Annotated in this window: 25 protein-coding genes and 1 pseudogene; 17 read left to right on the top strand and 9 right to left on the bottom strand. The window is 70.6% G+C overall.

The features are described 5' to 3' along the window. Nucleotides 1-63 precede the first annotated feature (63 nt). Genes BUB75_RS29300 through BUB75_RS29285 form a run of 4 tightly spaced genes read left to right on the top strand, consistent with a single transcriptional unit; the run spans nt 64 to nt 1895 of the window. Nucleotides 64-681 carry a TetR/AcrR family transcriptional regulator gene (locus BUB75_RS29300; RefSeq protein WP_073261250.1) on the top strand — a complete coding sequence of 206 codons (618 nt, stop codon included), beginning with the start codon at nt 64-66 and terminating at the stop codon, nt 679-681. Continuing rightward, on the top strand, nt 678-1208 hold the full coding sequence (locus tag BUB75_RS29295) for a GNAT family N-acetyltransferase (protein ID WP_073261248.1): 531 nt from the start codon (nt 678-680) through the stop codon (nt 1206-1208). Before BUB75_RS29300 ends, BUB75_RS29295 begins: the two co-directional genes overlap by 4 nt. Before the next feature lie 43 nt (nt 1209-1251). Then, nucleotides 1252-1581 (top strand): hypothetical protein, encoded by a 330-nt coding sequence (locus tag BUB75_RS29290; RefSeq protein WP_143175472.1) that lies wholly within the window; start codon nt 1252-1254, stop codon nt 1579-1581. Beyond that, nucleotides 1578-1895 carry a hypothetical protein gene (locus BUB75_RS29285; RefSeq protein ID WP_073261244.1) on the top strand — a complete coding sequence of 106 codons (318 nt, stop codon included), beginning with the start codon at nt 1578-1580 and terminating at the stop codon, nt 1893-1895. Before BUB75_RS29290 ends, BUB75_RS29285 begins: the two co-directional genes overlap by 4 nt. Here the strand turns inward: BUB75_RS29285 and BUB75_RS48570 are convergent. Together BUB75_RS48570 and BUB75_RS29275 are read right to left on the bottom strand one after the other, a co-directional pair. Next, a pseudogene (locus BUB75_RS48570) lies at nt 1847-2104 on the bottom strand (hypothetical protein); the annotation flags it as partial. The gene BUB75_RS29285 and the pseudogene BUB75_RS48570 overlap by 49 nt on opposite strands. Nucleotides 2105-2159: 55 nt before the next feature. Continuing rightward, on the bottom strand, nt 2160-2774 hold the full coding sequence (locus BUB75_RS29275) for an NAD(P)-dependent oxidoreductase (RefSeq protein WP_073261242.1): 615 nt from the start codon (nt 2772-2774) through the stop codon (nt 2160-2162). Nucleotides 2775-2845: 71 nt separating this feature from the next. On the opposite strand from BUB75_RS29275, the gene BUB75_RS29270 reads away from it, so the two are divergent. Next, nucleotides 2846-3229 (top strand): winged helix-turn-helix transcriptional regulator, encoded by a 384-nt coding sequence (locus BUB75_RS29270; protein WP_073261241.1) that lies wholly within the window; start codon nt 2846-2848, stop codon nt 3227-3229. A 30-nt stretch (nt 3230-3259) separates the two neighbouring features. On the opposite strand, the gene BUB75_RS29265 is transcribed toward BUB75_RS29270, so the two are convergent. Further along, the gene (locus BUB75_RS29265; protein ID WP_073261240.1) at nt 3260-4357 is read right to left on the bottom strand and encodes an epoxide hydrolase family protein; all 1098 of its coding nucleotides are present in this window, start codon (nt 4355-4357) and stop codon (nt 3260-3262) included. Between the two features lie 61 nt (nt 4358-4418). On the opposite strand from BUB75_RS29265, the gene BUB75_RS29260 reads away from it, so the two are divergent. From BUB75_RS29260 to BUB75_RS29230, 8 genes are all read left to right on the top strand, one after another. Further along, nucleotides 4419-5375, top strand: coding sequence for a helix-turn-helix transcriptional regulator (locus BUB75_RS29260; protein WP_073261239.1), 957 nt, complete (start codon nt 4419-4421; stop codon nt 5373-5375). 12 nt (nt 5376-5387) lie between these two features. Beyond that, on the top strand, nt 5388-5864 hold the full coding sequence (locus BUB75_RS29255; protein ID WP_073261238.1) for a DinB family protein: 477 nt from the start codon (nt 5388-5390) through the stop codon (nt 5862-5864). A gap of 125 nt (nt 5865-5989) precedes the next feature. Further along, the gene (locus BUB75_RS29250; protein ID WP_084741891.1) at nt 5990-6901 is read left to right on the top strand and encodes a DMT family transporter; all 912 of its coding nucleotides are present in this window, start codon (nt 5990-5992) and stop codon (nt 6899-6901) included. Nucleotides 6902-6966: 65 nt separating this feature from the next. Then, nucleotides 6967-7095: a hypothetical protein gene (locus tag BUB75_RS48215; RefSeq protein WP_281248387.1), complete on the top strand. Its 129-nt coding sequence runs from the start codon at nt 6967-6969 to the stop codon at nt 7093-7095. A 190-nt stretch (nt 7096-7285) separates the two neighbouring features. Then, nucleotides 7286-8092: an SAM-dependent methyltransferase gene (locus BUB75_RS29245; RefSeq protein WP_073261236.1), complete on the top strand. Its 807-nt coding sequence runs from the start codon at nt 7286-7288 to the stop codon at nt 8090-8092. A 19-nt stretch (nt 8093-8111) separates the two neighbouring features. Further along, on the top strand, nt 8112-8528 hold the full coding sequence (locus tag BUB75_RS29240) for a PPOX class F420-dependent oxidoreductase (protein ID WP_073261235.1): 417 nt from the start codon (nt 8112-8114) through the stop codon (nt 8526-8528). Next, the gene (locus BUB75_RS29235) at nt 8528-9358 is read left to right on the top strand and encodes a maleylpyruvate isomerase family mycothiol-dependent enzyme (protein WP_073261233.1); all 831 of its coding nucleotides are present in this window, start codon (nt 8528-8530) and stop codon (nt 9356-9358) included. Before BUB75_RS29240 ends, BUB75_RS29235 begins: the two co-directional genes overlap by 1 nt. Nucleotides 9359-9520: 162 nt before the next feature. After that, nucleotides 9521-10705: a Fic family protein gene (locus BUB75_RS29230; protein ID WP_073261231.1), complete on the top strand. Its 1185-nt coding sequence runs from the start codon at nt 9521-9523 to the stop codon at nt 10703-10705. On the opposite strand, the gene BUB75_RS29225 is transcribed toward BUB75_RS29230, so the two are convergent. Beyond that, a complete protein-coding gene (locus BUB75_RS29225) occupies nt 10685-11434 on the bottom strand; it encodes an SDR family oxidoreductase (protein WP_073261229.1) in 750 nt (249 codons plus the stop codon). The genes BUB75_RS29230 and BUB75_RS29225 overlap by 21 nt on opposite strands. Before the next feature lie 86 nt (nt 11435-11520). Here BUB75_RS29225 and BUB75_RS29220 point away from each other — a divergent pair, with 86 nt between their 5' ends. After that, on the top strand, nt 11521-11997 hold the full coding sequence (locus tag BUB75_RS29220) for an RrF2 family transcriptional regulator (RefSeq protein WP_073261227.1): 477 nt from the start codon (nt 11521-11523) through the stop codon (nt 11995-11997). 169 nt (nt 11998-12166) lie between these two features. Here the strand turns inward: BUB75_RS29220 and BUB75_RS29215 are convergent, their stop codons facing one another. Continuing rightward, nucleotides 12167-12535 carry a RidA family protein gene (locus BUB75_RS29215; protein WP_218617831.1) on the bottom strand — a complete coding sequence of 123 codons (369 nt, stop codon included), beginning with the start codon at nt 12533-12535 and terminating at the stop codon, nt 12167-12169. Between the two features lie 74 nt (nt 12536-12609). On the opposite strand from BUB75_RS29215, the gene BUB75_RS29210 reads away from it, so the two are divergent. Next, nucleotides 12610-13860, top strand: a complete 1251-nt coding sequence (locus BUB75_RS29210) for an alkaline phosphatase (RefSeq protein ID WP_084741867.1) — start codon at nt 12610-12612, stop codon at nt 13858-13860. A 40-nt stretch (nt 13861-13900) separates the two neighbouring features. On the opposite strand, the gene BUB75_RS29205 is transcribed toward BUB75_RS29210, so the two are convergent. Further along, the gene (locus BUB75_RS29205) at nt 13901-14194 is read right to left on the bottom strand and encodes a hypothetical protein (protein ID WP_143175471.1); all 294 of its coding nucleotides are present in this window, start codon (nt 14192-14194) and stop codon (nt 13901-13903) included. 261 nt (nt 14195-14455) lie between these two features. On the opposite strand from BUB75_RS29205, the gene BUB75_RS29200 reads away from it, so the two are divergent. Continuing rightward, the gene (locus BUB75_RS29200; protein ID WP_073261221.1) at nt 14456-17227 is read left to right on the top strand and encodes a helix-turn-helix transcriptional regulator; all 2772 of its coding nucleotides are present in this window, start codon (nt 14456-14458) and stop codon (nt 17225-17227) included. A 2-nt stretch (nt 17228-17229) separates the two neighbouring features. On the opposite strand, the gene BUB75_RS29195 is transcribed toward BUB75_RS29200, so the two are convergent. Further along, nucleotides 17230-17613: a DUF4406 domain-containing protein gene (locus BUB75_RS29195; protein ID WP_178380003.1), complete on the bottom strand. Its 384-nt coding sequence runs from the start codon at nt 17611-17613 to the stop codon at nt 17230-17232. Nucleotides 17614-17660: 47 nt separating this feature from the next. Between BUB75_RS29195 and BUB75_RS29190 the strand changes: the two genes are divergently transcribed. Then, complete coding sequence (locus BUB75_RS29190; RefSeq protein WP_073261219.1) at nt 17661-18422, top strand: DeoR/GlpR family DNA-binding transcription regulator; 762 nt, start codon at nt 17661-17663, stop codon at nt 18420-18422. Here BUB75_RS29190 and BUB75_RS29185 read toward each other — a convergent pair. Together BUB75_RS29185 and BUB75_RS29180 are read right to left on the bottom strand one after the other, a co-directional pair. Then, complete coding sequence (locus tag BUB75_RS29185) at nt 18419-19222, bottom strand: alpha/beta hydrolase (RefSeq protein WP_073261217.1); 804 nt, start codon at nt 19220-19222, stop codon at nt 18419-18421. The genes BUB75_RS29190 and BUB75_RS29185 overlap by 4 nt on opposite strands. A 60-nt stretch (nt 19223-19282) precedes the next feature. Beyond that, on the bottom strand, nt 19283-22024 hold the full coding sequence (locus BUB75_RS29180; RefSeq protein ID WP_073261215.1) for a helix-turn-helix transcriptional regulator: 2742 nt from the start codon (nt 22022-22024) through the stop codon (nt 19283-19285). Between the last annotated feature and the right edge of the window lie 12 nt (nt 22025-22036).

Genomic DNA, 22036 nt, shown 5'->3' with positions numbered 1-22036 from the left:
CTCCTCGTAAGCGTACGTCCTACGCTTACCACCGTAGGCGTAAGGCGTACGCTGTCAAGTCCTATGCCTCGACCACGTTCACTCACCACCGACCAACTCGCGTCCGCCGCACTAGCCGTCACCGACCGCGCCGGGCTGGCTGGGCTCTCCATGCGCACGGTCGCCGGCGAGCTCGGCATGAGCACGATGGGTCTCTACCGGTACGTCGCCGACCGGGACGAACTCGAACGGCTCGTCGTCGACCACGTCTTCGACACCGTCGCGACCGGACCGCCGCCCGCGGACTTGCCGTGGGAGGACCGGGTGACGGACGTCGTCGTACGGGTCCGAGACGCGTTCGCCGCCCACCCGGCGGTGGTCGCGCTCACGCTCGTCCATCGGCATCAGTCGCCCGGGGTGCTGCGGTGGGGCGAGACGCTCCTCGCGGTGCTCACCGACGCCGGTTTTGCCGACCGGCAGCGGCTCGTCGCGGTCCGCGCGCTGTTCAGCTACCTCGTCGGCGCGCTGCAACTCGAACACCTCGGACCGCTGGCCGGACCGGGCACCGAGGCACTGGCCCACCTGCCACCGAACGAATTCCCGTACACCGCCGACAACGCGCGGCTCGCCAGGAGCCTGGGCCCGGACGAGGAGTTCACCGAGGGCCTGCGCCTATTGCTCCGCGGGATGATCGAACCGTGAGCACACTGCCCTTACGTTTCCGGCCGGTCGCCGAAGGTGACCTGGCGCTCTTCCAACAGCTCCGGACCGATCCGGAATTCGCCGGGTTGGACTGGAGCGGTTTCCTTGACCCGGGCCAGCCCCGGCGGCGGTTCGACCAGGACGGTTACCTCGGCGCGGATGACGGCTGGCTGGTGGTCGACGCGGACGACGGGACGACCGTGGCCCTGGTGAACTGGCGGCGCGGAATCCTCGCCAGCACCGGAGCGCACTGGGAGATCGGGATCGTCGTGCTGACGACCTGGCGGGGTCGGGGCATCGGCTGGCGAGCCCAGGCCATGCTGTGCGACTACCTGTTCCGCCACACGCCGGTGCAGCGGATCCAGGCCGGCACCCACCCCGAGAACATCGCCGAGCAGAAGGCGCTGGTGAAGGCCGGTTTCCAGCTGGAGGGTGTGCTCCGCGCCTGCGAGTTCCGCGACGGCGAATGGCGCGACGGCCTGCTCTACAGCCGCCTCCGCTCCGACCCCGCACCGGCCATCGACTGACGATCGCTAGCGCGGTCCGTCCCGAAACTGAACAATCGGGGGCGTGACCACCCCCGTCATTCAGAAACGTCCTTGGTGGACGGCGTTGCTGGTGGTCAACTACCTCTCGGGTGCCCACCTCGCGCTGGTGTTCGCCCTCCGCCCGCTGGCGCCGGAGATCCTCCCGGGCCCCATCCTCGTTTTGGTCGTGTTCGGCGGAGTGCCGGGCACCGGGGCCGCGATCCTGGTCGGCTGGCTGGTGCTCGCGCTGAGCAAGCGCAGCCCGGGCCGCCGGCCGTCGGTCGACGCGCTCGTCGCCGCCGGGGTCGGCGCGCTGGTCGCCCCGTTCTTGCTGATCGCGGGCGGGGTCCTCGTGCTCTGGGGGACGCGGTGACCGCGCGTCCGACCGCACTGCTGCTGGTGCCGCTGCTCGTGGCCCCGGGGCTGTGGGGAGGCTTGCAGCTGTATCGCGCGCTCTGGTACCTGATGGCCGGCTCCAGCCCGTTCGACCAGGTCCAGCCGGTGTTCCTGGCCGGGCTAATCGTCCTCGGCGTTGTCATCGGCTGGGCCGTCCTGCTGACCGACCCACCGCGCTCGCTCGGTAGGGACACGGCCCGCGCGGCAGCGCTGGGAATCTCGACCGTGCTGCTCCCCGCCTGTCAGCTGGCGCTCGTCCTGCCGGTTTTCGGGCACAGCTTCGCGGCCTGAAGCGCCAGCCGCACGGCCTCCTCGACCGCTGAGTACGCGCCGTCGGGCCGGTCGAGGACGAGTTCCCCGGCCGGATCCAGCGGCGGCTGCGCCATGAACCGCGGGATCCGGCCGGTGTGCGGCTGGGCGGCATGGACCAGGAACGGGTGGCAGAGGTAGACGTCACCGGCTGCACCGGTCGCGTAGACGACCGGCCGATCCGCGGACGCCGGCCAACGGTCACGCCCCGGCCCGGCCCTCCACAGTCCTCCGTGGGATGTCGAATCAATATCCGCGGGCGACGGCGACCAACTGGCGGTGATACCGGGGCTCCTCCGCCTCGGTCACGAGCGCCGCCGCCAGGTCGCCGTAGGAGAACGTCGTCCCGGGCAGTACTGCGGTTCCACCGGTGACGGACGGGCCACCCGCCGGCTCGTCGGTCAGCATCACCGGGGGTGGGGCCAGGACGACCCAGTCCACCTCCGGCGGCGCCGCGCGGAACGCGTCCAGCTGGGCGACGTGGCCGAGGGAGAACGCGCGGTGCTCGGCCGGGAAGCCCGGCGTGTCGTGGACCGGCACCCCCGGCGCGGCGTCGAGCGTCGTCCCGATGCCGGCGGCGAGCAACCGTCGCGGACGTGCAGCGGTCAACGACCGGGCCGCCTGGGAGAAGAATTCGACGGCGGGGACGTCCAGCCGGACCGCGGTCATGACGACGGCGTCCTGGCCGTCGACCAGCTCGGCCACCCTCGACGGGTCGGTGACGTCACCCTCGACCGCACCGTCGCCCGGGTACCGGGACCGGTCCCGGACGACCGGCGTCACCTCGTGCCCCCGCTCGTTCGCGTACTCGACCACTCGACGCCCGGCTCGTCCGCCTGCTCCGAAAACCACGATTCTCATGGCGCGGACCGTAGGCGCCGAGGTGCCGGTACCCGCAACGGTACCGGCGCTGACCTGCCTATTCTGGGTGGGTGCGGCAGACACTCGACCCGACCATGTTCGACGGCTGCGCAGAGCCGACGTCAATACCCGTGCGGGTGGGCGACAAGTGGACCGCGCAGATCCTGGTCTGCTTGAAGGACGCTCCGCGGCGTTTCAACGAGCTGCGCCGGCCGCTCAAGCGCCTGACGCCGAAGGTGCTGAGCGAGTCGTTGCGCTCGCTGGAGCGCAACGGGTTTGTCAGCCGCACCGTGTACGGCGAGCAGCCGCCGCACGTGGAGTACGCGCTGACGCCGCTCGGCCGGTCGCTGCTGGAGCCGCTCGCGGTGGCCTGCGCCTGGAGTCGGGAGCACGGCGAGGAGCTGACCCGGGCACGCGCGGCCTACGAAGCGGGTGGACGTACCGCCCCGGAGTGAACACCGCACTCCGGGGCCGCCCAGCCGAACTCAGCGCACGGTCCGGAAGAACGCCCGGACCTCCGCGACGAACACCTCCGGCACCTCCAGCGCCGCGAAGTGCCCGCCCTCCTCGTACTCCTCCCAGTGGACGATCGTGTTCAGCGGCTCGGCGTACCGCCGGATCGCGATGTCCTCGGCGAAGTTGGCCACCCCGGTCGGCACCGTCGACGGCGTCGGCCAGTCCTTGCTGTGCATCGACTCGTAGTACATCTGGGCCGACGACGCTCCGGTATTCGTCAGCCAGTACAGCGTCGCGTGGTCGAGGACGTGGGTCGCGGCGATCGAGCCGGCCGGGTGGGCCCAGTCGTGGAACTTCTCGCCGATCCACGCCAGCTGCCCGACCGGGGAGTCGGCCAGCGCGAAGCCGAGCGTGTGCGGCCGGGTGGCCTGGACCTGGAAGTAGCCGTTGCCGTCGGCCATGAACTGCTGCAGGCGCTGCAGGCGCACGGCCTCGGACTCGGAGACGTCGGTCGGGGTCTCGTCGAACGGGATGAACCCGACCGTCGCCGCGTTCACGTGCACGCCCACCACGCGCTCGGGAGCGACGCGGCCCAGGTCCGGGCCGATGATCGCGCCGAAGTCGCCGCCCTGGACGCCGTACCGCTCGTAGCCCAGCCGTGCCATCAGCTCGGCGTAGGCGGTGGCGATTCGGCGGGCGTCCCAGCCGACGCCGGCCGCTCCGGTGAAGCCGAAGTTCGGGTGCGACGGGATCACCAGGTGAAACGGCTCGTCCGAGTTGATCAACGGCTCGATGACGTCCAGGAACTCCACCACGGACCCGGGCCAGCCGTGCAGCAGGATCAGCGGGAGCGCGTCCTCGTGCGGTGAACGAATGTGCAGGAAATGGATCCGCTGCCCGTCGATCTCGGTAGTGAACTGGGGGTGTTCGTTGAGCCGCCGTTCGATCGCCCGCCAGTCGTAGGACGTCGTCCACTGCTCGACGAGCTCCGCTACCCAGGCGGTCGGGACGCCGCGCGACCAGCCGACATCCGGGACCTGGGTCGGCCACCGGAGGTTACGCAGACGCTGAGCGAGGTCGTCCAGTTCGGACTGCGGGACGTCGATGCGAAACGGTGTGATCGTCATGGCTTCACGCTGTCAGCCAAGGAGGTCAGGTCCAGTCCTCGTTGGCGCGCAGAATGAAACCATGTTGGAAACTTCCGCGCGCCTGCTTCGCCTGCTGTCGTTGCTCCAGCAGCAACAGGACTGGTCCGGCCCGCAGCTGGCCGAGCGGCTCGGTGTCACCGTGCGGACGGTCCGCCGGGACGTCGATCGGCTCCGCGAGCTGGGTTATCCCGTGCACGCGACGATCGGCAACGTCGGCGGCTACCGGCTGGGCGCGGGCACGCGGATGCCGCCGCTGCTGCTCGATGACGAAGAAGCCGTCGCGGTGGCGATCGGGCTGAGCACCGCGGCGAACGGCACCGTCGAAGGCATCGAGGAAACCTCGATGCGCGCGCTGTCGAAGCTCGAACAGATCCTGCCGCCGCGTCTGCGCCACCGCGTCTCGTCGCTGAGCGCGGCCACGGTCGCGGCCAACCGACCCGGTGCGGTGGTGTCCGCCGAACTGATGACGACGCTCGCCGGCGCCTGCCGCGACCACCAGCGGCTCCGCATCGACTACCGCAGCCACGACGGCACCGAGACGATCCGCCTGGTCGAGCCGCACAAGCTCGTCCACGCCGGTCGGCGCTGGTACCTGGTGGCGTTCGACGTCGACCGCGACGACTGGCGCACGTTCCGCGTCGACCGCCTCCGGCCCTGGACGCCGCCCGGCCCGCGGTTCACCCCGCGGACGCCGCCGGACGAGAACATCGGCGCATACGCGTCCTGGGCGGTCGGCGTCCAGCAGTACCGCTACCAGGGCCGGTTCACGATGCACGCGCCCGCCGACCAGGTTGCGGCACGCGTCCCGGCCGACACCGGGCTGATCGAGGCGATCGACGAGAACACCTGCACGCTGCGGTCCGGGTCGAACTCGCTGGACGGGCTGGCGCTGCACGTGACGCTCCTCGGCTTCGAGTTCACCGTGCACGAGCCGCCCGAACTCGTCGAACGGTTCCGCACGCTGCACGGCCGAATGGGCCGCGCCGTGGAGAGCTGACATGCTGCACCCATGTCTCCCCACGTCCTCGACCAGCCGTTGCGCGAGCAGTTCGACGCGTTCCTCGACGAGCACCGCGACGCACTGAACGGTTGCCTCGAGGGCCTCACCGAGGAGCAGGCGCGCCGCTCGTTGGTGCCGTCCCGGACGACGTTGCTGGGCCTGGTGAAACACGCGACGTTCGTCGAGAAGGTCTGGTTCGACGAGGCCGTCACGTGCCGGTCGCGGGCCGAGATCGGCATCCCCAGGACGCCCGACGAGTCGTTCGTCCTCGACGACGCCGACACGATCGCGAGCATCCGGCTGGCCCACCGCGAGGCCTGCGAGGCGTCGCGCCGGGCGGCGTCGGCCCTGGCGCTGGACGACGTCGTGCACGGCAACCATCGGGGGCCGCTCCCGATGCGCTGGGTCTACCTGCACGTCCTGCGCGAGCTGGCACAACACTGTGGCCACGCCGACATCCTGCGCGAGCAAATCCTTAGCTCGTAGCTGCTACGTTCACTTTCGTGCGCCAGCAACTGTTCGTCACCCCGCCGCCTCGCGCCTGAGCGGGGTTCGCGCGATCGGGTCCCGCTCTTCGCGACCGGTGTCCTCGATCGTTGCTGGAGCTTCCGTTGTCTTCTCGTTCTTCCTTCGCCCTGCTCGTCGCTGCCGGTGTCTGCTGGGGCACCGGCGGTGTGACCGGCCGCGCCCTCACCGAGGTCGGCCACGTGTCCGCGCCTGCCGTCGCCGCCTACCGGCTCCTGCTCGGCGGCGGGCTCCTCGTCGCTGTTCTGCTGGTCGTCGGCCGGATGCCGCGCGGTTCCCGCGCGTGGCGCCGGATCGGCGCGGTCGCGGCTCTCGCCGCGGCCTTCCAGGCCTGCTACTTCGGGGCGGTGGCGATCAGCTCGGTCACCGTTGCGACGCTGATCGCGATCGGCTCCGCGCCGATCCTCGTTGTGGTGTCCGACGCGCTGTCCACGCGTCGCCTTCCTACTTCAGCGGACGTTCGACCGGTGGCCACCGGCGTTCTCGGCCTCGCTCTGCTCGTCGGCGCGCCGACCGGCCAACCGCTCGGGGCGACGCTCGCGGGCGCCGCGCTCAGCGTGCTCGCCGGTGCCGGGTTCGCACTGCTCACGCTGCTCGGCCGGCGGCCCGTCCCGGAGCTGGACGAGGCCACCTCGACCGGTTACGGCTTCCTGCTGGGTGGCACCGGACTCGCCGTCGCTGCCGGCACCACCGCGGGCATCGGCGTCGACCTCTCGCTCGCCTCGGCCGCGCTGTTGTTCCTGCTCGCCACCGTCCCGACGGCGGTGGCGTACCTGCTGTACTTCCGGGGACTGCGCGGTAGCAGCGCGGCGACCGCGACCGTCGTCGCGCTGCTGGAACCGCTGACCGCCGCGGCCCTGGCCGTCACCCTGCTCGGCGAATGTCTGAGCCTGTCCGCCGCGGCCGGAGCGGCCCTTCTCCTGGCGTCCGTAGTGGATGTCGGAGTGTTCGGAGGAGAACGTTCGGGGCGTTCTCGGGCCGATCGAGCCGCGCGGTGATCCGGGCCAATCTAGTGGCACACGGGGAACGGCCCCGGACAACAAAATTCAGGAGGCTGGACGACATGAGCGGCTGCTACGACTACGACTACAACAACCACTGCAACGACTACGACTACAACGACTGCTACAAGCCGCGCCGCCGTCGCCGCCACCACAAGAAGCGTGACTACTGCTGGGACTACGGCTACTGAGCCGACAAACGCGAAATGGCCGGGGAGCGAACATCGCTCCCCGGCTTTCGCACGCTGCGTGTCTCGTCGCTGACGGGTGCACCCGAGCGATCCACAGTGGTCGAATTAGCGCCCGGGAACGCGGAATCGTCCCCTAGGATGCCGTCCGGATGCCGTCCGGCCGAGGGCGGACGCTTTGAAGGGGCATGAGATGGCCGACCAGGACCGAGCAGCTCCCACCGGCATCGACGTCACGAAACCCAGCATCGCGCGGGCCTACGACGTCGTCCTCGGAGGTAAGGACAACTTCGAGATCGACCGTGCCGTGGTCGGCGAAATGCTCAAGATCGTGCCGCAGCTGCCCGAGGTAGCCGCCTATAACCGGCAGATCCTCAAGCGCGGCGTCCGTTTTCTCGTCGAAGAAGCCGGCATCCGGCAGTTCATGGACCTCGGCTCCGGATTACCGACGCAGGAGAACACCCACCAGATCGCCCAGGCTTCGGCGCCGGAGTCCCGCGTCGTCTACGTCGACAACGACCCGATCGTTCTCGCCCACGGCCGGGCCATCCTCGCTGAGAACGACAACACGAGCGTGGTCACCGCCGACCTGCGGGACCCGGAGACCGTCCTCGCCAACGCCGAGGTGAACCGCCTCATCGACTTCTCGCAGCCGGTAGGTGTCCTGCTCGTCGGCATCCTGCACCACCTGCACGACGGCGAGGACCCGCAGGGCGTCGCCAAGGCCTACATGGACGCCGTGCCGTCCGGCAGCTACCTGTTCATGACCAGCTTCTGCGCGTCGTTCCCGGAGGCCGCCGCGCTCGAGGAGACGTACCTCAGCGTGCTGGGCACCGGTCGATTCCGCTCGCTGGAGGAGCTGCAGGGCTTCTTCGGTGACCTCGAGATGGTCCCGCCGGGCTTGGTGTCGCTGCCGGAGTGGCGGCCGGACGAGCCGATCGTCGAGGAGCTGACCGTCGCCGAGCGTCTGATGGCCGGAGGCATCGCCCGGAAGCGCTGAAACCAGCCACAATGCGTCGATGACGTTCACCGATCTGGAAGTCGCCTACCTGCGGTCACAGCCGATCGCCCGGTTCGCCACGGTCGGCGCGGAGGAGCAGCCCGACGCCGTCCCCGTGGCCGTGGAGTTCGACGGTTCGGTCTTCTGGGTCGGCGGCACCGGCGAGGCCGTGCTGGCGACGCGGAAGATGCGGAACGTACGGGCGGGCCGGCGCAAGGTCGCGTTGATCTTCGACGACGTCGTGTCGTTCGACCCGTTCATCGTCCGAGTGTTGCGTGTGTACGGCGTCGCGGACGGGCCCGTCGAGCGAACCGGCATGGTCGGTCCCGGTTACTTCCTCCGGATCACCCCGACCGTGTCGTGGAGCTGGAATCTCGACGGGGAGCCCGAACCGGCGGGAGAAAACTGGTACGAGGCTCGTCGTACCGTGCATTAGTGAACTGGAGCCGGATCGGGCCGCCGATCGACGTACGACCGCTCTTCGCCGTCGAACGGGCGGAGCTGCTAGCGGTGCTCGGCACGCTCGACGAGGAGCAGTGGCTGGCTCCGACGGTGTGCCCGGGCTGGAGCGTCCACGACCTCGTGGCGCATGTCGTCCACGACTACATGCGGCGGCTCTCCGGCGGGCGGGACGGCTGGTCGGCCGGCTGGATCCCGGTGCCCGATGGGGACATCGCGCCGGTGCTCAACCGGGCTAACGACGAGTTCGCCGCCGCGCTGCGCGGGATCAGCCCGCGGGTGCTGATCGGGCTGGTAGCCGGGCTCGGCCCGCAGCTCGACGACTACTGGGCCACGCGCGACCTGGACGCTCCCGGAATCTCGGTGTCGTGGGCGGCGCCGGACGTCCCGGCGCCGGCCTGGCTCGACATCGCTCGCGAGTACACCGAGTTCTGGGTGCACCAGCAGCAGATCCGGGACGCCGTCGGGCGCCCGGGCGCGGACTCGCGTCAGCTCACGTACCCGGTCGTGGACGCGTTCCTGCGTGCGCTGCCGCGTGCCCTGGCGGACGCCGACGGCACGTCGGTCACGGTGGCGGTGTCCGCTCCGGTCGACGACGCGTGGACGGCGCGCCGGGGCCCGGACGGCTGGACGCTCGCGCGGGGTGAGTGCGACGCACCGGACGCGCGCGTGAAGGTCGGGCCGAGGACGCTCTGGCGGGTCGCGACGCGCGGGATCGAGCCGGATGAGGCGCTCGAGAACGCCAAGCTCGAGGGCGATCACGAGCTCGCAAGGGCCGCCCTGACCCTGGTCTCCATAGTCCGCTGAAGCCCACCTCATTGGGACGTCCCAAGGTTTACACGGCACCGCAGCCCGAACACCGCTCGGGAGCGAGCGAGTCGCCGCGCCACCGTCGCATGCGGGGCTCGATGTCGCGATGTTGCTATCAAACCAACATCGCGACCAGAATGTCGCTATCATTGCGACACGATGATCTACACTCCGGCACCTCTAACCGGTGAAGACCGTAGCGTGCTCGCGGAGATCCACGAGATGCGACGGCAGCTGGCGAGCGTTCTGCGCGCGCCACGCCGCTGGCAGGGAGGCCTGCGGCGCACGATGCTGGCCCGCGCGATCCGCGGATCCAACAGCATCGAGGGGTACCTCGTCGAGGAAGACGATGCGGCAGCCGCCCTGGATGACGAAGAGCCGCTGAGCGCCGACGAACAGACCTGGGCCGAAATTCGCGGATATCGCCAGGCGCTCGGCTACGTCCTCCAGATGGCGGTCGACGCGCACTTCGAAATCGACACCTCCGCGATGCGCAGCATGCACTACATGATGCTCGCGCACGACTTGCGCAAGAGCCCTGGTCGATACCGGACGGGCCCGATTTACGTCCACGACGAGAAGCGCGGGCTCGTCGTGGACGAGGGTCCGGATGCCGATCGGGTCCCTGCGCTGATGGCCGAACTCGCGGAGAGCATTCGAGCGGATGCGGATCTCGATCCCTTGGTGCGCGGCGCCATGGCGCACCTCAACCTGGTGATGATCCATCCGTTCCGCGACGGGAACGGGCGGATGGCCCGCGCCCTTCAGACCCTGGCGATCTCACGGCAGACCATCGTCGAGCCCGCGTTCTCCAGCATCGAGGAGTGGCTGGGCCACAACACAGAGGACTACTACCAGGCACTCGCCGTCACTGGCCAAGGTTCGTGGCGCCCCCGGTCCGATGCCCACCTCTGGGTTGCGTTCAACATTCGGGCCCATCACATGCAGGCCCAGACCGTCGCTCAGCGGTTGAGCGAAGCCGCCGACATCTGGGAAGAGTTGGACGGACTGGTAAGCGACCACCGCCTTCCGGAACGAGTGACCAACAGCCTCTACGAAGCGGTGCTCGGGTATCGGGTTCGGCGCTCGGGATACATGAAGATGACCGAGGTCGAAAAGCACACCGCAACGCGCGATCTGGGACGACTGGCCGAGTTGCAGCTGCTCCGCCCACAGGGCGAAACGCGGGGGCGCTTCTACGTCGCCGGCGACCGTCTCCGGGAAATGCACACGGAACTTCGTCGACGTCGTCGGCCGCTGACCGATCCGTATCCGTGGTTACTCCGAAAGCTGGTCGAGGCCGCGCCCAGGGTCCTCAACGCTTCAGGCTCGCTGGCTGAGTAGCCACTCGTCGAACGTCGTGGGGGCGATCCGGGCATTCTCGCCGGGCAGCATCACGTTGCCGGCCATCTCCTCCCCGAAGATGCCGGTTGACCAGCTCGGCGCCAACCGGACTTCGCGTCCCCGCGCCTCGTTCGTCCGACGCGCCATGTCCACCAGGTCCTGCGGCTCCGGTCCGACGAGATCGGCGTCCCGGCCGCGCGGCTCGCCCACCGCGATCTCGGCGAGCACCGCGGCGACGTCCTCGGGAGCGATCGGCTGGACGAGCAGCGGCGCGATCGTCGCGACGCCGTCGCGCTCGGTCCAACTCGCAACCATCGCCGCGAAGTCGTGGAACTGCGCCGCCGGCAGGATCGTCCACGGCACGACGCCGGCACTCACCAAACGCTCCTGTTCGCGCTTGCCCGCGTAGTGCGCGTTGCCCTCCACACGGTGGACCCCCGCGATCGACAGCAGCACGTGGTGACGGACGCCTGCGCGTTCCTCGGCAGCCAGCAGGTTGCGCGTGGCTGCGCCGAAGTACGCGACGGCCTCGTCCCGGTCGGTCGCGGGGCCGTTGGTGGCGTCGACCACCACCTCGACGCCTACCAGCACGTCGTCCAGACCCTCGCCGGTCACCAGGTCGACGCCGCCCGACCGGCTGATCCCCACGACGTCGTGTCCGTCTCGCTCGAGCGCGGCGACGGTGAGGGCCCCGATGTTGCCGGTGGCCCCGGCGACTGCGATCCGCATGGCGACTACCTCTCTCCTGGCGGGTGTCGTGTCGAACCCTAATCCGGATAAAAAAGATCCGCAATATCAGCGATACACTAATCACTGTGAAGCTTCCGGTGAGCACCGAGTGGGTTCTGCACTGCGCGACGACGTTGGCGCAGTTGGAGCCGGGCGCCACGGCCTCCGCGGCGCAGCTCGTGGCGTACTACGGCCTGCCCGCGGCGTCGCTCGCCAAGCAGTTGCAGGCGCTGGTGCGGGCCGGTGTGCTCACCGCGTCGCCGGGTCCTCGCGGCGGCTTCCGGCTCGCGCGTCCCGCCGCCGACATCACGCTGCTGAACATCGTCGAAGCCGTGGACGGCCCGTCCGAGCCCTACGTCTGCCAGGAGATCCGCCAGCAGGGACGCGGCGCGCTCCCGCCCGACGAGTGCCGCAGCACCTGCGTCCTCGCCGCCAGGATGGCCGACGCGCACCAGGCGTGGCGGAACAGCCTCTCCGGCGTGAGCCTGGCCGACGTCCTGGACTCGCTGCCCCCGTCGGCGCCGGCCCGGACACGGTCACTTCTCGCGTCGGTGAACGCGTGAGTCCCCATCACGCGGGTGCCGACCGATATGGTGCAAGAGCCGTCGGCGGCCCCTCCCCCTCTGGGTTGCACCGAAGGGCCGCCGACGACTCGCTCCAGGTTGGACCGAAGCCTCACCGGAGAGGTTAATCCGGGCATTGACCCGCCACAGCCCCGTCGAGCGTGGCGCGTCAGGACACGGCGACTGCCTCGATCTCGAGCAGCCACTTCTCGTCGTAGATGCCGGTGATGATGACGGTGAGCGCCGGGCTGTGGCCGCCGAGCACCTCGTGCCGGATGCGGGCGTTGGCCTCCCGGTACTGCCGGTCGGAGAGGAAGACCGTCACCTTCGTGAGGTTCTCCAGGCCCAGGTGTGCGGTGTTCAGTACTCCGACGACGTTGCGCCAGGCCAATCGGCACTGGTCGTCGAAGGTCTCGGGAACGTGGCCGGTCTCGTCCTCGGGCACCTGGCCGCTGATGAACAGGATGTTCGATGCGCCGGTCGCCAGGGCGCCCATGCCGTAGGAGCGGGGTTGCGGGTCAAGAGTCGTGATCTCCACGCCAGGAACCGTAGCCAAACGTGTGCAAAGGGTGTTGCCTAACGGGATCACCGGACGACACTCGGGAGGCTCGTGTGGACGCCAAACCACTGCGCTGGCTCGCCGCGACGGTCACGACCGGAGTACTCGTGGCGGTGGGAGCCACCACTCTCGCCGCGGATGCATCGAACGAACGGCAGAAGGCCCGCAGCGTCATCTTCGTCAACGGCGACGGCATGGGTCCGGCGCACCGCGAAGCGGCCCGGCTCGCGCTCGAGGGCCTCGACGGACAGTTGGTCATGGACAGCCTGCCGGTGTCCGGGCAGCTGACCACCAGCCCGGACGACCCGGCGAACCCGATCACCGACTCGGCGGCGGGCGCCACCGCATGGACGATCGGCCAGCGGACCTACAACGGCTCGATCGGGTACGACGTCAACAAGAGGCCGGTGCCGACGCTCGGCTACCGGGCGAAGCAGGCGGGCAAGGCGACTGGCCTGGTGACCACCGCTCAGGTCACCGACGCCTCCCCGGCCGCCTGGTTCGCGAACGTCCCGGACCGGGGTCAGCAGGACGAGATCGCCCGGCAATACATCGACGTCAGCAAGCCGGACGTCATTCTCGGTGGCGGCGAGGACTGGTGGCTGCCGGCAGGCAACCCGGGCGCGTACCCCGACAAGCCCGCGGAGGACCCGACCGAGGGCAGCCGCAGCACGAAGGGCGACCTGATCGCAATAGCACGACAGGCCGGCTACCGGTACGTGTCGACGGCGGCGCAACTGCAGGCCGCCCCGGACGGCAGGCTGCTCGGGCTGTTCGCCAACCAGGAGATGTTCCAGCAGCGCGAGGAGGGCCAGGGTGACGTCTACAGCCCGGTCGTCAGCCTGGCCACGATGACCTCGAAGGCGCTCGCCACGCTGAAGAAGGACCGGGACGGGTTCTTCCTGCTCATCGAGGAGGAGGGCGTCGACGAGTTCTCCCACGACAACAACGCGGCCCGGATGCTGCAGTCGATGGGCGAGCTGGAGAAGGCCGTCGCGGTGGCGAAGGCGTACGTCAACGCGCACCCGGACACGCTGCTCGTCATCACCGGTGACCACGAGTGCGGCGGCCTCACGGTCGAGGACACCGGGACCACGGATGAGTCCGGCGACGCGATCTCGAAGGAAGACGGGCCGTTCGCGATCCCCGGCAGCCCGCTGAAGTTCAACCTCGACTGGACGACCAGCGGCCACACCGGCGTCGACGTGCCGGTCACCGCGGCCGGTCCGTACGCGACGTTGTTCACCGGCAAGCACCCCAACACGCACGTCCACGAAGTGCTTTCGAAGATCCTGACGAAGTAGCGCGCGGCCCGGCCGGTGGGAACACCGGCCGGGCCCTCCGCTATCTACGGGTGCAGTTGACCCGGCTGGTGGTCACCGTGGACATCCGGTGCGTGGGGCTCGACCACGTCACCCGCTGGCTAGCGGTGGCGACGCAGCGACCGGTGGTGCGGGTGACGACCCGCGTGCGGACCCCAGAACAGGGGGCGTTGACCGTGATGCTGCCGCCGAACAGCGGCGCGACTCGAACCACCGTGCAGCCGTCGGCCCGGGCCGGGTGAGCGAACGCCACCACCGAGAGCGGCACGAGCACGGACGCGCCGATCACCCCCGTCATCGTTCGTCGAACACTCATCGTGTTTCCTTCGTCGGCGTCCTGATGTCGCGACCAGGAAAGCGCCGGAAGGCCTGCGACGGTATTAGGGAAATCCCCAATTCGTCCCGTTCGACGGTAAGCACAACTAGGCATTGATACGCCGTTTCAGCAGCGCCAACGAGCACACAGGGTGTACCGATACAGGTGTAATGCCCTACTTTGGACAACGCCGCAGTCACACGCGGCTTTTGCCCGGAGCGACCGCAACTGGAGTTGGTGGCGATCACTACGGCGACCACAGTGTGCTCGATAGCAGACCCAGAACTCATCGGCAGGGACGCTGAGCGGCGGTACCTCGACGATCTACTCGACGAGTTGCCGGTCGCCGGTCGTGCGCTGCTCGTCCGCGGTGATCCCGGCGTCGGCAAGACCACGCTGCTGGACTACGTGGAACACAAAGCCGCTTCCCGGTACCAGGTGTATCGGGTGCGAGGGGTGGAAAGCGAAACGACGCTCCCGTTCGCCGCGCTCGGTGAACTGCTGCTGCCGCTCCGCCGACGCTTCAGCGCGCTGCCGCGCGCCCAGCGGGAGAACCTCGAGACCGCGCTGGCGCTCAGCGAGCTGGTGTCCGACTCCGCGGTGAACCCGTACGCCGTCTGCGTCGCTACGCTCAACGTCCTGTCGCTGGCCGGACACGACCGGCCATTGGTGGCGCTCGTCGACGACCTGCAATGGGTGGACGCCGACTCGGTGAACGTCTTTCGCTTCGTGGCCCGGCGGGTCACGTCCGACCATGTGGCGTTCATCGCCGCCACCCGCAAGCTCTCCGAGGAGCCGCGAGGACACGCCGTCCTCGACGTCACCGGCCTCTCCGAGCGGGAGTGCCGGTTGGTGCTGGACAGTCACAGGCTCGTGGTCGCACCCGGCGTCCTCGACGCGTTGGTCGGGTTCTCCCGCGGGAACCCGCTGATCCTGCTGGAGTTCGCGTTCCGACTGAGCGAGGCGCAGCGTCGCGGCGAGGAGCCGCTGCCCGCGGCACCCGCCCGCGGCGGCCGCGCGGAACAGGGTTGGACGTCACGGATCCGCGCGTTGCCCGCTCCGACCCAGCGGGCACTCGTGCTGGTGGCCGCCGCGCGCGAGCCGACGGTGGAGATCGTCGACCGGGCGCTGGGGGCGTGGAAGCTCGCGCCGGACGACCTGACGGCAGCCGAGGAAGCGCGCCTGGTCCGGGTGGTGGCCGACCGCTACGAGCTGGTCCATCCGATCTTGCGCAGCGTCGCGCTGAGCAACGTCCCGGTCGGCGTCCGCAGGCAGGCCTACCGCGCGCTCGGCGAGGGAGCCACCGGCGCCACCCGGGCCTGGTATCTCGCCTGTGCGGTGTCGCGGCCGGACGAGGACGTCGCGGCCGGACTCGTCCAGGCCGCGCGGGAGGCTCGACAGTGCGGTTCGTACCTGGCCGCGGCGCAGGCGTGGCGCCGAGCCGCGGAGCTGACGCCCGCCCGCTCGAACCTCACCGCGGGCCGCCTGCTCGACGCCGCCAGGGACGCGTTCGCGGGCGGGGCCTGCGACGACGCCGCGCGGTGGTGCGAGGAGGCACGCGCGACGGCGACCGATCCGGCGTTGCGCGCGGACATCGCGCTGCTGCACGGGCGGGCGTTGACCTGGATGGGCAGCGTCCGGCACGCACATCGCCTGATGAGCACGGCCGCCGAGGCGATCGCACCGACCGACAGCGTCCGCGCCGCCGCACTCGCCCACGAGGCCGCCCTCCCCGCCGTCATGCACGCGGACCCGGCAGGCGCGATCGCCGCCGCGCGCCGGGGCATGGAACTCGCGACATCCGCCGCGGGGGTCGAGCGGTGCGCGCTGTTCCTCTGCCAGGGCCTCGCGCTCACCCACCGCGTCGAGGACGCCTGCCGGGAGCTGGACCGCGCCCTCGCCGCGTTCGAGGGCACCGATCCGGCCGCCACCGGGATCGAGCTGACGAACCTCGCGCAGGTCTGCTTCTGCGTCGAGCGCTACGAGGACTCGCAGCGTCTCCTGCACGCGGTCCTCGACGGAGCGCGCCGGAGCGGCAACCCGGTCGCGTACGCGTTCGCTTTCGGAGTGCGCAGCGAGCTGGGCTGGTGGCTCGGGCAGTGGTCGGCTGCCTACGCCGACTGCCTGGAAGCGACGGCAAAAGGCCGGGCGCTGCGTCAGCGGGGTGTGGTGGCCGCCGGGCTGCTCATGCAGGCCCGCTTCGACGCCGCCCGCGGCGACCACGCCGGTTGCGAGCGGCGCGCCGCCGAAGCCATCGAGTTCACCGACTTCACTGACGTCCGGTCGATGCAGATCTACCGCGAAGCCGCGCTAGGGCTGGACTGCCTGAGCCGGGGCGCGGGCACGGATGCGGCGGTCCACCTGGGCCACGCGCAGGAGATCTTCGTCCGCTTCGGGCTGGGCAACCCGAACGTCACGCCGTTCGCCGGGGACGCCGTCGAGGCTCACCTGCGCGCCGGGAACCCGGGCGCGGCCAGGGACACGCTCGCCTGGCTGGAGGAGTGCGCCGACCGGACCGGCCTGCGCTGGCAACGGGCGGTGAGCGCGCGCTGCCGCGCGCTGCTCGCCGACGACCCCGACGCCGCGGACGCCGCCTTCCGCGAAGCGCTGGCAGAACACGATCGCCTGCCGACGCCGTTCGACCACGCGCGGACGCTGCTCTGTTACGGCGAAGCGCTGCGCCGCACCCGGCAGAAGGCACGGTCACGGGGTCCGCTGCTGGCCGCGCACCGGATGTTCTCCTCGCTCGGGGCGGCACCGTGGACCCAGCGCTGCCTCGCCGAGCTAGCCGCGAGCGGCCATCACCCGCCGCGCGCCCGGCGAGCCGGCGGGCTGGACCGGCTGAGCCCGCAGGAGCTCCAGGTCGCCCGCATGGTCGCGGCCGGGCTGACGAACACCGAGGTCGGCTCCGCGCTGTTCGTCTCGCCGAAGACCGTGGAAGCGCACCTGACCAGCATCTACCGGAAGCTGCGGGTGCCGTCCCGCACCGGGCTGACGCGCCTGGTGACCGAGAGCGGGCTGTCCGACTGTTGAGCTCAGACGTGGGCGGTGACGCCGGGAACGTCGTCGAGCCGGTACCAAACCGGCAAGCCCCGTTCCTGCGCGATCGCGACGTCCTGATCCGCGCCGGTCGACGCGCCGGGCAGGCGGAGGACGGCGTCGCAGTGCTGGAGCAGCCGCTGCGCGGTCGGGTACATGACCTGCTCGGCGAACGGATCGGTCGGGCCGGCGGCGCCCGCACCGCGCAGCACCGGCAGCGCGACCCACTCGCCGATCATCGGTACGTGCCCGGCGCGGAACAGCGGCCAGGCCGCCTCTTCCAGCGAGCGCAGGTTCGCGGCCATCAGCTCGGGGTCGTCGCCGGTGCCGGAACGATAGGGACCGGCGATCAGGATCAGCAGTGGTTTGGTCGTCGTCATGGGCGTAGACTACGTGCAAGATCGTGCACGAACAAGAAGGACTATGCATGCTCGCCGCTCAGAGGCAGGAACTCCTACTCGGTCGATTGCGCATCGAAGGTCGTGTAGTGGCCAAGGACATCGCCACTGAACTGGGGATTTCCGAGGACAGCATCCGGCGCGACCTTCGAGAGCTGGCCGCCGCCGGTTTGTGCCAGCGGGTGTACGGCGGGGCGCTGCCGGTCTCCCCGGCGATTGCGGATCTGCAAACGCGCACAAACGTGCAGCCGGACAGCAAGCAGCGGGTCGCTGCCAGGGCCGCGCAACTGATCACGCCGGGCAGCACCGCGATCCTCGACGGCGGCACCACCGCACTCGCCGTTGCCAGAGCACTGCCGCCGGACCTGCAGGCGACGATCGTCACTCACAGCCCCACGGTCGCGGCCGCGCTGGTGGACCACCCGGCGGTCGAGATCCACGTCATCGGTGGACGGATCTTCAAGCACTCGGCGGTGGCGTGCGGAGCGGCCGCGGTCGAGGCGGCGGCCGGCGTCAACGCGGACGTGTTCCTGATGGGCGTCACCGGTGTGCACGCCACCGCCGGGCTGACCACCGGCGACGCCGACGAGGCGGCGATGAAGCGAGCGCTGTCCCGCCGATCGGCGGACACCTACGTGCTGGCCAGCGCGGAGAAGATCGGCGCCGCGTCGCGGTTCGCCGTGCTCGCGTTGACCGATGTGGCCGGCGTCGTCACCGATGTCGCCGCCGACCACCCAGCTCTCCGTGACCTCACCGCGACCGGAGTCCCGGTGATCACGGCGAGCGGCTAACGACGGTGCTGCAGTGCCCAGTTCAGCGCGTAGTCGGCGACCGCTTCCCAGCCGGGCTCGGCGCACGTCCAGTGCGACCGGCCGGGGAACTCGTAGTACTCGGTGAGCGCCGACGACTTCGCGTAGTGCTTCGCGTTCGACTTGTTCACCGACGGCGGCATGATGTGGTCGGATCCGCCGCCGATGAACAGCAGCGGCGCCCGGTCGTCGTTGGAGTAGTCGACCCAGGTCTCCTGGTGGCCGGGCTTGAGGTTGGCGATCAGCCCGTACGCCCAGATCCAGTTGCCCGGTGCCGGGATCGCGTACCGCTCCCAGGCCTTGTCGGACTCCTCGCGGGGCAGCGTGTTCGCGAACGCGTAGTGGAACTCCTCCGGCGTGAAGCCCACCGCGCGGTGGAAGGTGGCCGGGTTCTTCAGCGCCGGGAACAGCGACTTGACCTGCGAGAGCGGCGTGACGTGGACGCCCTCGGTCGGCGCCGAGTCGATCACCACGCCGGCGCTACCGAGCCCGCGGGCCAGCAGCAGCTGGGTCAGCGTCCCGCCAAAGGAGTGCCCGATCAGAATCGGCGGGGCGTCGAGGCCCTCGATCACGCCGGCCAGGTGATCGACGGTCTCCGGCACGGTGAGCTCGGCGATGATCTCCGGCTTCTCGCGGAGCGCCTCGACCTCGATCTCGAAGCCCGGGTACGCCGGGGTGAGGACGCGGTAACCCTTGGCGCCGTAGTAGTCGACCCAGCCTTCCCAGGAACGGGGGGTCATCCAGAGGCCGTGGATTAGGACGATCGTCTCAGTAGAGGACATGACGCCGATGCTCGTTGCCCGGCGTCGTCGCTCGTATCCCGTGGAACGCGTAGTCCTTGGCTACCGATAGACCTGGCGCAGCCTGCGGCGGGACGTCACACCGAGCTTCCGGAAGACCTTACGGAGGTGGTAGTCGACCGTGCTCGCACTCAGGAACAGCTGGGCCGCGATCTCGGCGTTCGTGGCACCGTCGCGGGCGAGTGCGGCGATCGTCGCCTCCTGCGGGGTGAGCGCCGACCGGGCAGGCTCCGGTCCGCGCTGCGCGGTCTCGCCGGTCGCGGCCAACTCCCGGCGGGCGCGCTCGGCGAACGCGCCGGCGCCGATCTCTTCCAGCAGCTCCAGCGCGGTCCGCAGTTGGTCACGGGCGTCGCGGCGACGCTTCTCCCGCCGCAGCCACTCCCCGTAAAGCAGGCGGGCCCTGGCGACGTCGAGCCGCGCCTCGGTCTCCGCGAGCCGCTCGACCGCGCCACGGTAGAGCTCCTCGGCGCCGCCGCCGTCCGCGAGCAACGCCCGCGAACGGAGCAGCAGGCCGTGGATCCAGGGTGTCGCGGCGACGTCCGCGCGGGAGCGCAGCATCTCGAGCGCGCGCTCGGCCAGCTCGCGGTCCCCCGACCGGACCGACGCCTCGATCAGGTCCGGCAGCACGCGGGTGTGGACGCAGAACACGTCGTCGTCGATCAGATGCCGCAACAGCGCGCGGGCCTCCGCCGGGTGTCCGGTGCCGAGCGCCAGGATCGCTTCGGCGTACTCCGCGATCCGCACCACCGACCCGTGCCCGAGCGGCACCGAGGCCTGACCGACACCGCGCACCCTCACGCTCAGGTGCTCTGCGGTCGCCCGCCAGGCCAGCAGCTCCGGATGCTGGTACATGTCCCACTGCTCCGCGGTCGCACCGAGCGCGGAGCGGATCTGGCACCCGTCGGCGACGAGTTGCTCGGCGACCGTGAGCCGTCCGAGCTCGGTGTGCGCCATCGAGTGGGTGAACAGCGCGGAGTCGAGTTCCCAGAGCGCACCGGTGCGGCGCGCGATGTCGATGGCGCGGCGCAGGACGGCGTGCGCCGAGGCGTAGTCCCGCCGGATCGTGCACGCGGTCGTCGCGACGACCCACGCTTCCAGCAGCTCCTCGTCGGGGATCCCCGGTGCGAGCAGCGCGGCGACACCGCGCTGCAGGATCGGAGCGCCCCGCGCGTAACCGTGCACGGCGAGCGTGGCGAACCCGACCGCGAGAAGGTCGCGCGGTTTGGTCAGCGGCTCGGAGTAGGGGTGCGCGAGAACGGCCGCGGCCACGTCGGCGGGTGTCGTCCCCCGAATCAGGTGCTCCGCGTTGATCGCCCACTGCACGGCCCGGAACAGCGCGAGCCGGGTGAGGTCGGGCTCGGCGTCCCCGAACGCCTCGGCCGCCGCCAGGCAGATCGCCGAGGCGTCGGCCACCGACCCGTCGCCCAGCGTGATTCCCGCGTAGGCCCTGGCGATCAGCGCGCGGCCGCGGTCGACGTCGTCGAGCCAGGCCGGGGCCAGTGCGTCGAGCAGCGCCCGGGCCTGGAGCGGTGCACCGCTGGTCACCGCGGCCTGGGCGGCCATCACCGCGCGGCGGGCGCGCTCCCGGTCGTCGGCGGTGAGCTCGGCGGCGCGGGCCAGGAAGCTGACCCGTGCGGCGTACCCTCCGCGGGCGGCGGCTCGCTCGGCGCAGTGTTCGAGTTGGTCCGCGACGGCCGCGTCCGGCCCGAGAGTGGCCGCGGCGAGGTGCCACGCCCGCCGATCCACGTCGGACGATCCGGTCGTCGCCGAGGCCAGCGCCCGGTGCGCGGCGCGCCGATCACCCGGAATCGCACCACCGTAGATCGCCGATCGCACCAGCGGATGCCGGAACCGGACCTCGGTCGTGATCGACACCAACCGCGACGCCTCCGCCGCTTCGGCTGCCCCCGGGACCAGGCCGAGCGCGGCTGCGGCGTCGGCGATCCGGCCGTAGTGGCCGCTGGGCTCGGCCGCGGCCAACAGCAGCCAGCTCTGGGTATCGGTCGGCAGCGCGTCGATCTGCGTGCGGTAGTGCGCTTCCAGGCGCGGTCCGACCGGTAACGGCTCGGGCAGCTGTCTGCCGCCACGGAACTGGTCGGCGGTCAGTTCCTGGCCGAGGTCGGTGAGCGCGAGCGGGTTGCCGCCGGTGGCCCGGACGATCTGGTCGGCCACCCGCGGGTCCAGCGCACCCGGCACCACCGACCGGAGGAGCTGCCCGGCCGCGGCCGTACCGAGCCCCTCCAGATCGAGGGTGGGCAGCCCGTCCAGCGCCGTGAACGGCGTCCCGGTGCGCACGGTGAACACGATCCCGAGGCCCTCGGCGTGCACCCGGCGGGCGACGAACGCGAGCGCGGTCATCGAGTCGGCGTCCAGCCACTGCGCATCGTCGACGCAGCAGAGCACCGGACCGGCGGCGGCGACCTCGGCGAGCAGCCCGAGCGTCGCGAGGCTGACCAGGTAGCGGTCGGCGGCCGGCCCGTCGGCCAGCCCGCAGGCGACCGCCAGCGCGTCACGCTGAGCCGTCGGCAGGCGGAGCCGCCGGTCGAGGTGGGGGATCAACATCCGGTGCAGGGCCGCCCACGGGAAGTCGGCCTCCGACTCGACGCCGGCCACGCGGACGACGGTCGTGGAGTCGTCGGACGCCGCAGCGGCGTGGTCGAGCAGCGCGGTCTTGCCGATGCCCGCCTCGCCGCGCAGTACCAGGACTCGGCTGAGCCCGTCGGCCAGCGAGGTCAGGACGTCGTCGAGCCTGGCCAGTTCGGCCTCCCGCCCCCACAGTTCCACGCGGTGACCGTA

Source organism: Cryptosporangium aurantiacum, assembly GCF_900143005.1.
GTDB classification, from domain to species: Bacteria; Actinomycetota; Actinomycetes; order Mycobacteriales; family Cryptosporangiaceae; genus Cryptosporangium; species Cryptosporangium aurantiacum.
This window is presented reverse-complemented; position numbering and strand designations above follow the sequence as displayed.

Coding starts and splice junctions, on each gene's coding strand:
- BUB75_RS29195 (WP_178380003.1), bottom strand. CDS start 17,613: ATGACGACGACCAAACCACTGCTGATCCTGATCGCCGGTCCCTATCGT.
- BUB75_RS29300 (WP_073261250.1), top strand. CDS start 64: ATGCCTCGACCACGTTCACTCACCACCGACCAACTCGCGTCCGCCGCA.
- BUB75_RS48215 (WP_281248387.1), top strand. CDS start 6,967: ATGAGCGGCTGCTACGACTACGACTACAACAACCACTGCAACGACTAC.
- BUB75_RS29260 (WP_073261239.1), top strand. CDS start 4,419: ATGTTGGAAACTTCCGCGCGCCTGCTTCGCCTGCTGTCGTTGCTCCAG.
- BUB75_RS29185 (WP_073261217.1), bottom strand. CDS start 19,222: ATGTCCTCTACTGAGACGATCGTCCTAATCCACGGCCTCTGGATGACC.
- BUB75_RS29190 (WP_073261219.1), top strand. CDS start 17,661: ATGCTCGCCGCTCAGAGGCAGGAACTCCTACTCGGTCGATTGCGCATC.
- BUB75_RS29205 (WP_143175471.1), bottom strand. CDS start 14,194: ATGAGTGTTCGACGAACGATGACGGGGGTGATCGGCGCGTCCGTGCTC.
- BUB75_RS29225 (WP_073261229.1), bottom strand. CDS start 11,434: ATGCGGATCGCAGTCGCCGGGGCCACCGGCAACATCGGGGCCCTCACC.
- BUB75_RS29255 (WP_073261238.1), top strand. CDS start 5,388: ATGTCTCCCCACGTCCTCGACCAGCCGTTGCGCGAGCAGTTCGACGCG.
- BUB75_RS29245 (WP_073261236.1), top strand. CDS start 7,286: ATGGCCGACCAGGACCGAGCAGCTCCCACCGGCATCGACGTCACGAAA.
- BUB75_RS29240 (WP_073261235.1), top strand. CDS start 8,112: ATGACGTTCACCGATCTGGAAGTCGCCTACCTGCGGTCACAGCCGATC.
- BUB75_RS29275 (WP_073261242.1), bottom strand. CDS start 2,774: ATGAGAATCGTGGTTTTCGGAGCAGGCGGACGAGCCGGGCGTCGAGTG.
- BUB75_RS29265 (WP_073261240.1), bottom strand. CDS start 4,357: ATGACGATCACACCGTTTCGCATCGACGTCCCGCAGTCCGAACTGGAC.
- BUB75_RS29230 (WP_073261231.1), top strand. CDS start 9,521: ATGATCTACACTCCGGCACCTCTAACCGGTGAAGACCGTAGCGTGCTC.